Origin of the sequence: Noviherbaspirillum denitrificans, assembly GCF_002211445.1 — a bacterium.
In the GTDB taxonomy this organism is placed as follows: domain Bacteria; phylum Pseudomonadota; class Gammaproteobacteria; order Burkholderiales; family Burkholderiaceae_D; genus Noviherbaspirillum; species Noviherbaspirillum denitrificans.
Genome location: NZ_LSTO01000001.1, coordinates 2,594,114 through 2,601,415 on the forward strand (window position 1 = coordinate 2,594,114; position 7,302 = coordinate 2,601,415).

Genomic DNA, 7,302 nt, shown 5'->3' on the forward strand with positions numbered 1-7,302 from the left:
GCCGGCGGCGATCGGCTCGCTGGCGAAACTGTCGAGGCCGGCGGAACGCAGCTTGCCGGATTTCAGCGCTTCGGCAGCAGCCTCTTCGTCGACGAGGCCGCCACGGGCGGTGTTCACCAGGATCGCGCCGTCACGCATTTTCGCCAGCGATTCGCGATTGATCATCTTGCGGTTCCGCTCGGTCAGCGGGCAATGCAGCGACACCACATGCGACACCGCGTACAGCTCGTCCAGTTCGCACAGGCGCACGCCTTCCGGCGCGGACTTGGCGTAAGGATCGTAGGCCACGACTTCCATTCCCATGACACTTGCCACCGCCGCCACGCGCTGTCCGATGGCGCCGAGGCCGACCAGGCCCAGGGTCTTGCCCTTCAGTTCCAGGCTCTTGTGCGTCGCCTTGTCCCAGAAGCCGGCATGCACGCGTTCGTTCAGTTGCACCACATGCTTGGCGCAGGCAAAGATCAATGCCCAGGTATGCTCGGCCACGGCCGGCGCATTGGCGCCCGCTGCCGCCTTGACCGCGATGCCACGCGCAGCGGCTGCGGCGACGTCGATCGTATCGATACCAGTGCCGTGTTTCGAGATGACCTTGAGCTTCTTGCTCGCGTCCATCACGCGGGCCGGGATACTTCCGTAGCGGACAATGATGCCGACCGGCTGGTGCTGTTCGCTCAGGGCGACGAGGCTGTCTTCATCAGGCGTCTTGCCGGCGAAGACCAGCTCATAGTCCGCGAGCATCTGCACCGCTTCCGGCGTCAGGTCGGCGGCGGTGACGAGGATGACCGGCTTGCTCATAGCGTTTCACCTTCCTTCAACACGCCGGCCGCGCGGAGTGCGCCGTCGAGCCAGGTCGGGCGCAGCTGCTTGCCGTCGAGGATGCCCTGGATACGCTTGGTTTCGTCTTCCAGTTTCTTGGCTGCAGGCGCAAGCAGGGACTCGGCCTTCTCGCGTTCGATCACCACCACGCCATCGGCATCGCCGACGACCAGGTCGCCCGGCTTCACGTTAACGCCACCGACGGAAACCGGCCAGTTCACGCGGCCGGAAACCAACTTGGTCGGGCCATTGGGATTGGAGCCGACGGAAAACACCGGGAAGCCGAGCGCGCGGATTTCTTCGATGTCGCGCACGGCCGCGTCGACGATGACGCCGGCCAGTTTCATCGCCTTGCACTGGTTCATCATGATCGCGCCCATCAGCGCACAGCTCTGGTCACCCTTGCCGTCGATGACAAGGACGTCGCCCGGCTGGGCGATGGCCATCGCAGCGTGGATCATCAGGTTGTCGCCGGGGCGGACATCGACTGTGATCGCCGGGCCGGCCACCTTCATCGACGGAGAAAGCGGGGCGATGCGGCCGTGCAGTGCGCCGCGGCGTCCGTTGACGTCGGCGAGGATTGCGGCCTGGAATTCGGCAGCCTTGGCGACAATGCCCGGGCTGACGCGCTCGATGTTGCGCTGGACGTCGGCGAGTGATTTGGTTTGGTCTGTCATGGTCATGGTTCAGTAAAAGAAGTCTGTTTGAAGAGAACTCTGCAGGTGTCAGTCGATCTTCGCACCCGAGTCCTTGACGATCTGGCCCCACTTGGTGATGTCGCTCTTGATCAGCGCGGCGAACTCTTCAGGCGTGCTGCCCTGAACGTCGCCACCTTCGGCGCCGATCTTTTCGCGCACTTCCGGCATCTTCAGCACGCGGTTCACCTCGGCATTCAGGCGCGCGATGATCGGCGTGGGCGTGCCGGCGGGCGCGAGGAAGCCGAACCAGGTTGTGGCGTCGAATCCCTTGTAGCCGGATTCGGCAAGTGTCGGCACTTGCGGCAAGTCGTCGGAGCGCTTGGCGGACGTCACTGCGATGGGACGCAGTTTTCCGCCCTTGATTTGCGCGATCGCGGACGGCACCGAGGACATGTACATGTCGACCTGGCCGCCGATCAGGTCGGTGATCGCCTGTGCGGAGCCCTTATACGGAACGTGCTGCAGCTTGATACCGGCCGCCTTCTGCATCAGCTCGCCGGTAAGGTGGGCGACCGTGCCGTTGCCGGGCGAAGCGAAAGTGAGGTCACCGGGTTTGCCTTTGGCGGCGGCGACGATGTCGGCGATCGTCTTGTACTTCGAGGTCGCCGGTACCACCAGGACGAGGGGTGCGGTCGCGACCATCGAGATCGGCGCGAAGTCCTTGACCGGGTTGTAGGGCAGCTTGGCGTAGAGGGTGGCATTGACCGCCATGTTGCTGGTCTGCCCCATCACGATGGTGTAACCGTCCGCCGGCGATTTGGCCGCCTGGTCGAGACCGATGTTGCCGCCTGCGCCGGGACGGTTATCGACGACGACGATCCACTTGTTGGCTTCGGCCATCTTTTGACCGACGACGCGGGCAAGGATGTCGGTGCCGCCGCCGGGCGGAAACGGGACGACCAGCCGGATAGGTTTGTTCGGATAGGCCGCATCGGCCAGTGCGGTGGTTGCGACGCCGGCGAGGACAAACCCGCAGAGAACACGGTTCAGCAAATTCACGGAAAACTCCTTTGTTTATTGCAGCAGTGAAAGGCCATCAGTTATCGCTACAAGCCGGCCTGAACACCGGTACGCGCATCCATCGTGGTAAGTCCATGGTTTTTTCGATCCGCGCCATCTTGTCTCCAGCTCTCTAGATAACCGCGTTGGCTTGGCGGTTGTACGATGTACATCTTGGTTGTACACAGTGAATCCATTATATGCAGCTTCAAAATCGGATGCAACAGGGTTTTTGAACGTTTCAAACAGGCGATGCGTTTGGACGCAGCCGCTAAAGCTTCAAGCCTTCATAGATCTTCCGCATGTGGGCGCGCAGGCGACGGATCTGCGCCAGGAATGCCAGCGCCCACGCGCCGAGGACAATCGCCACTGCCGCAATCGCTCCTTGCGCTCCCAGCACATCGCCCAGCGATCCGGCGAAGAGCCCGCCGAGCGCGGCCATTCCCTGCACCGCCCACGCATGCAACGACAGCACCCGGCCGCGCAAAGGATCAGCGACGATGGTTTGCAGGATGGTGTTGGTCGATGCATTGGTTACCACCAGCGAATAGCCGACGGCAAACAACAGCAGGCCCGCAATCCACACCGATCCGGCAATCGAGAACGACAGCAGGGCCATGGCGGCAATGAAACTGCCGACGGCAATCGATGAGGTCAGCCCGCGCACCGACCGCCGCAGTGCGAGATAGCCGGCCGCCGCCAATGCGCCGCAACCGGCCGCGCCGAGCAGCAGCCCGAGCGACTGCGGGCCGCTATCGAAAACATCCGTCACGAACACCGGCATCAGCGTGACGTAGGATGCTGCGACAAAATTGAACACCACCAGGTTGATGATGAGGATGCGAATCGGATACGACGTCCACGCATAGGAAATGCCTTCGACGAATGCGCCGCCCAGCGGTCCGGATACACGTTCGTTCGGGCTGACTTTCACCATTGCCATGGCGGCGACGACAACGAGCAGCGACGCGGCATTCAGCGAGAAGCACACGCCCTCGGAGGTGAACTCGAGCAGCGCGCCGGCAACCGGCGGCCCGATGAAGCGGGCGATATTGAAGGCGAAGGAATTGAGTGCGATGGCATTTGCGAGGTCATCGCGTTCCTCGACCAGCTGGGACACGATGCTCAGCCGGGCGGGCGTATCGATGCTGTTGAGGATGCCGAGGATCAAGGCCATGGACAGGATGTGCCAGGGCTGGATTGCATCCATGAAGTAGGCGATCGCAAAGACGGTGGCCTGCACCGCCATCAGCGACTGCGCCGCGAGGATCAGCGCGCGCCGGTCGCAGCGGTCCACCCAGATGCCGGCAACCGGTCCGATGACCAGCATCGGCGCCTGGCTCAGGAAGAAGACCGCGCCCAGGAGAACGGACGATCCGGTCAGCCGGAAGACGAGCCAGCTCAATGCGACTTGCTGGACCCACCTCCCGATCAGGGACACCGCCTGCCCGGTGAAATACAGGCGGAAGTTGCGATGCCGCAGGGAGCGGAAAGGGTTGTTCGGATTCACGCGCCCTGCCCCATGGTCACCCTTCTTCCTGGAACGCCTCGTCACGCCGTTTGCGCATGGTCGGCATCAGGACCATCGCCAGCGCGGCGACTGCAATCGCCAGCAGGCTTGCACTGAGTGGCCGGGATACGAACACGGTCGGATCGCCCTTCGACAGCAGCATGGCGCGGCGCAGGTACTCTTCCATCATCGGCCCTAGGATGAAGCCGAGCAGCATCGGCGCCGGCTCCGCCCCGAGCTTCGACGAGAAGTAGCCGACGACGCCGAACAGCACCCTTCACCATGGAAGTCATCGAAGCCCCCCTTTAAACAACAGCGTCTTCGCGCCGGCCATGCTGCATGGCTTCACTTTGCCTCCAACTTCCGATTTGGCTACAATTTAAGTTGTACCTTGTACATCGTGGTTGTACATAGTGAACTTATTATACCGGCGTGGTGAAAATCGAAGCAACCACCTTGGTCGACAGGATCGTCGGGAGGCTTTCCGTTGCGGTGTAGAATTGGCCGGTCAAAAAGGAAGGATGAATGAGTAATTACGGAGTAGCCGCGGTCGAGAAAGCGCTGGGTCTTCTGGACTGCTTCAAGCTGGGAGCCGAATCCCATACCCAGGCTGATCTTGCCCAGCTTTCAGGCATGCACAAGACGACGGTTTTCCGCCTGCTCAATTCACTCGAGCGGATGAACTATGTCGTGCGCGCCGCGGACGGGCGCTACTACCTTGGACCCCAGCTCCTTTACCTCGGCAAGGTCTACGAGCAATCCTTCCATCTCGGCCGGATCGTGCAGCCGGTGCTGGACAAGCTTGCCGCCGACACCGGGGAAAGCGCTTCCTACTACGTGCTCCACGATAACCAGCGCCTGTGCCTGTTCCGCGCGGAAGTCAGCCAGGTCTTGCGCGACACCACCCTGCCCGGCACGCGACGCCCGCTCGACAAGTCGGCGATCGGCACCGTCATTCGGCTGTGGGGCCTCAACGAGATCCAGGAGACAGCCGCTCCCGCACTTCCGCTGTTTTCATCAGGGGTCCGCGACCAGCACATGGGCTCGATCGCTGCCCCCGTGTTTGGTAATGGACGGCAATTCTATGGCGCGCTGACACTGTCCGGCCCGGCATCGCGGCTGGAAGTGATGGACAAGAAGAAGGTTGGCGCGGTGCTGCTCGAAAACGCGCTCGCGCTTTCACGCAACCTCGGCGCGGACCTCGAGTATTGCCGCTCGGTTTACGGCAGCTGACTCAGGCTGCCGCCTGCAGCGCGTGCAGCCGCGCGAGCAGCGACAAGGCATCCGGAACCGCTTCCCCGCTCGCCGTATTGTCGAAGATGCACCAGGCATGACGGCCTGCATCGATGCTGCTCTCGATGCGCGCCTGCATGGCAGCGATCGCTTCTTCCGGGTATTTCGAATGGTAGATCACGGGTGAGCCGTGCATGCGCAGGTAAAGCACGCCCGCGCCTTCGGCCTCCTCGGGTACCGGCGCGATGGATGGATCGGCATCCACGTACCCCACGCCCATGCCGGCAAGCATGCCGGCCGCCGCCGGCGTGAACCATGTGAGGTGCCTCGGTTCGCATACGACAGGAACTTGCGTCAGCGCGCGCAAGTGCACGAAGAAGCGGAGTGCCGTAGTGGCATCGAACCGCAGGCTCGGCGGAAGCTGTACCAGCAGGCACCCAAGCTTGCGTTCCAGGTGGCTGACTTCGCCGATGAATTTTTCCAGTGCTTCCTCGACGCCGTGCAGGCGTGCTTCATGGGTGATCGCCTTCGGCAGCTTGGCCGAGAAGCGGAAGGCCTCCGGCACGGAATCCCGCCAGCGCGCATAGGTAGCGGCCCGATGCGGCCGGTAAAACGACGTGTTGATTTCCACCGCAGGCAGGACAGCCGCGTAACGCTCCAGATGTGAGCCGGCGGCAGGAAATCGATCATGCATTGCACCAGGAACACTCCAGCCGGCACATCCCACGTGAACCAGCACGCCTGGATCCTTCAGCCGGTTTCGATCGGAAGTCATTGCCCGCTCTCCTTGCACGCGCGGCATTGCGAGGACGCCATCGATGGCGCACCGCACCAATTTTCTCCCGCGCGTTTTGTCGATTAGACATTGTGCAGTGCGAATTGATCCGCGCCGCGAGGCGGCGCAAAATAGCTGGGCAGCGCTCGTCCTGCAATGGGGAGCGTTTCACCGCTGGAGACGGATGTGTGCCCATGCATGTCCGGATGCAAAAAGGAACTTCGCTGTAGACATACAACTGCTCCCGCGCCGCGCCCCTGCGCCAGACAGTTGCCCTTGTACCTGGTTCAAGGAGGAGTCTCGCATGATCGTAGAACGTGAAGAAATCCAGCAACGCCTCGGCTTCATCGACCGCACCATCTATCACGCCATCCGTGCGTGCGACACCAGCGGGAACATACCGGACGAACTCAGGGATTATGTACAACAACTCGGCCAGCGCTCGAGCCAGGCACGGCAGGCGCTGGAATCCGACGACGATCGCAGCGTCCGCGAAACCGTGGATGACCTTGCACGCATCAGCTACCAGGCGCAGCGGCGCATCCATCCTGCCGACGGGATGAACTATGAACTCAAGAGCGCGGTGATACTCGCGCATATCGAGTTGTCGGCGTTGAGGTATCAGCTGGCTTGAGCGGCGGGTGGCGGCATTGCCGCCTGCCTCACAGCCCCACCCGCAACTCCGGCCAGATCCACAGCCAGTTCTTCCTCGCCAGCCTCGCGGAAAACTCGGCCGCACTGTTGCGCTTGCGCCTGTTCGGCGTGATCCGCTTGTCGAACAGGCCGTCGAAGCCGAACGCCGATACAACCTCGATGCGCCCATCTCCATCCAGCCGTACACCAACTGCTGTTTCCTGCTCGACCCAGTAACTCATCGCATCCAGTGTGGAAGTGTACGGCGCATCGCCATTGCGCGCATGCATGCGCGCCTGGTTGCGCACTGACCAGGGCAGCTCCGGATCGATGCTCGCGAGCTCCTCCTCGAAGCGCCGGTCGTGTTCGCGCGACGGGTTCTGCGCGTCGAAGTAGATGAGGTCGATATCGTCCAGCGGCGTCGGCGTCTCGAAGGCATGCAGCTTGTCCCAGACGAGGTTGCGCACGAAGCCGGCCGCAATGCACCAGTCCGGCAGGTCCAGCCCGCGGGCGAGATGGAGGGCGCGCATGCGTAGCGGGTCAGCTGCGATCCATTCGCGTATCAGTTCTTCATGCATGGCAGATCAAAAGGAAAAACCGCCGCTCCGGACTGGCCGGAACGGCGGGGGGGGGGTGGG

General features: G+C 62.5%; 8 protein-coding genes and 1 pseudogene. 2 read left to right on the forward strand and 7 right to left on the reverse strand.

Going from position 1 to position 7,302, the window contains the following annotated elements; all coding sequences use genetic code 11:
- From AYR66_RS12675 to AYR66_RS12695, 5 genes and pseudogenes are all read right to left on the reverse strand, one after another.
- A partial coding sequence (locus AYR66_RS12675) for an NAD(P)-dependent oxidoreductase (RefSeq protein ID WP_141104235.1) occupies nt 1-795 on the reverse strand: 795 nt, incomplete at its 3' end.
- Nucleotides 792-1,493, reverse strand: coding sequence for an RraA family protein (locus AYR66_RS12680; RefSeq protein ID WP_088709787.1), 702 nt, complete (start codon nt 1,491-1,493; stop codon nt 792-794). The genes AYR66_RS12675 and AYR66_RS12680, both read right to left, overlap by 4 nt.
- Before the next feature lie 48 nt (nt 1,494-1,541).
- Nucleotides 1,542-2,513: a Bug family tripartite tricarboxylate transporter substrate binding protein gene (locus AYR66_RS12685; RefSeq protein ID WP_088707771.1), complete on the reverse strand. Its 972-nt coding sequence runs from the start codon at nt 2,511-2,513 to the stop codon at nt 1,542-1,544.
- 271 nt (nt 2,514-2,784) lie between these two features.
- Nucleotides 2,785-4,023, reverse strand: coding sequence for an MFS transporter (locus tag AYR66_RS12690; protein ID WP_170942130.1), 1,239 nt, complete (start codon nt 4,021-4,023; stop codon nt 2,785-2,787).
- A gap of 16 nt (nt 4,024-4,039) precedes the next feature.
- Nucleotides 4,040-4,294 (reverse strand): annotated as a pseudogene (locus AYR66_RS12695) (tripartite tricarboxylate transporter permease); the annotation flags it as partial.
- Nucleotides 4,295-4,548: 254 nt separating this feature from the next.
- Between AYR66_RS12695 and AYR66_RS12700 the strand changes: the two are divergent.
- A complete protein-coding gene (locus tag AYR66_RS12700) occupies nt 4,549-5,256 on the forward strand; it encodes an IclR family transcriptional regulator (protein ID WP_088707774.1) in 708 nt (235 codons plus the stop codon).
- Between the two features lies 1 nt (nt 5,257).
- Here the strand turns inward: AYR66_RS12700 and AYR66_RS12705 are convergent, their stop codons facing one another.
- On the reverse strand, nt 5,258-6,031 hold the full coding sequence (locus tag AYR66_RS12705) for a DUF72 domain-containing protein (protein ID WP_088707775.1): 774 nt from the start codon (nt 6,029-6,031) through the stop codon (nt 5,258-5,260).
- A 304-nt stretch (nt 6,032-6,335) separates the two neighbouring features.
- On the opposite strand from AYR66_RS12705, the gene AYR66_RS12710 reads away from it, so the two are divergent.
- Nucleotides 6,336-6,665, forward strand: a complete 330-nt coding sequence (locus AYR66_RS12710; protein ID WP_088707776.1) for a hypothetical protein — start codon at nt 6,336-6,338, stop codon at nt 6,663-6,665.
- A gap of 28 nt (nt 6,666-6,693) precedes the next feature.
- Here AYR66_RS12710 and AYR66_RS12715 read toward each other — a convergent pair whose 3' ends face one another.
- On the reverse strand, nt 6,694-7,242 hold the full coding sequence (locus AYR66_RS12715; protein WP_088707777.1) for a nucleotidyltransferase family protein: 549 nt from the start codon (nt 7,240-7,242) through the stop codon (nt 6,694-6,696).
- Nucleotides 7,243-7,302: the final 60 nt, after the last annotated feature.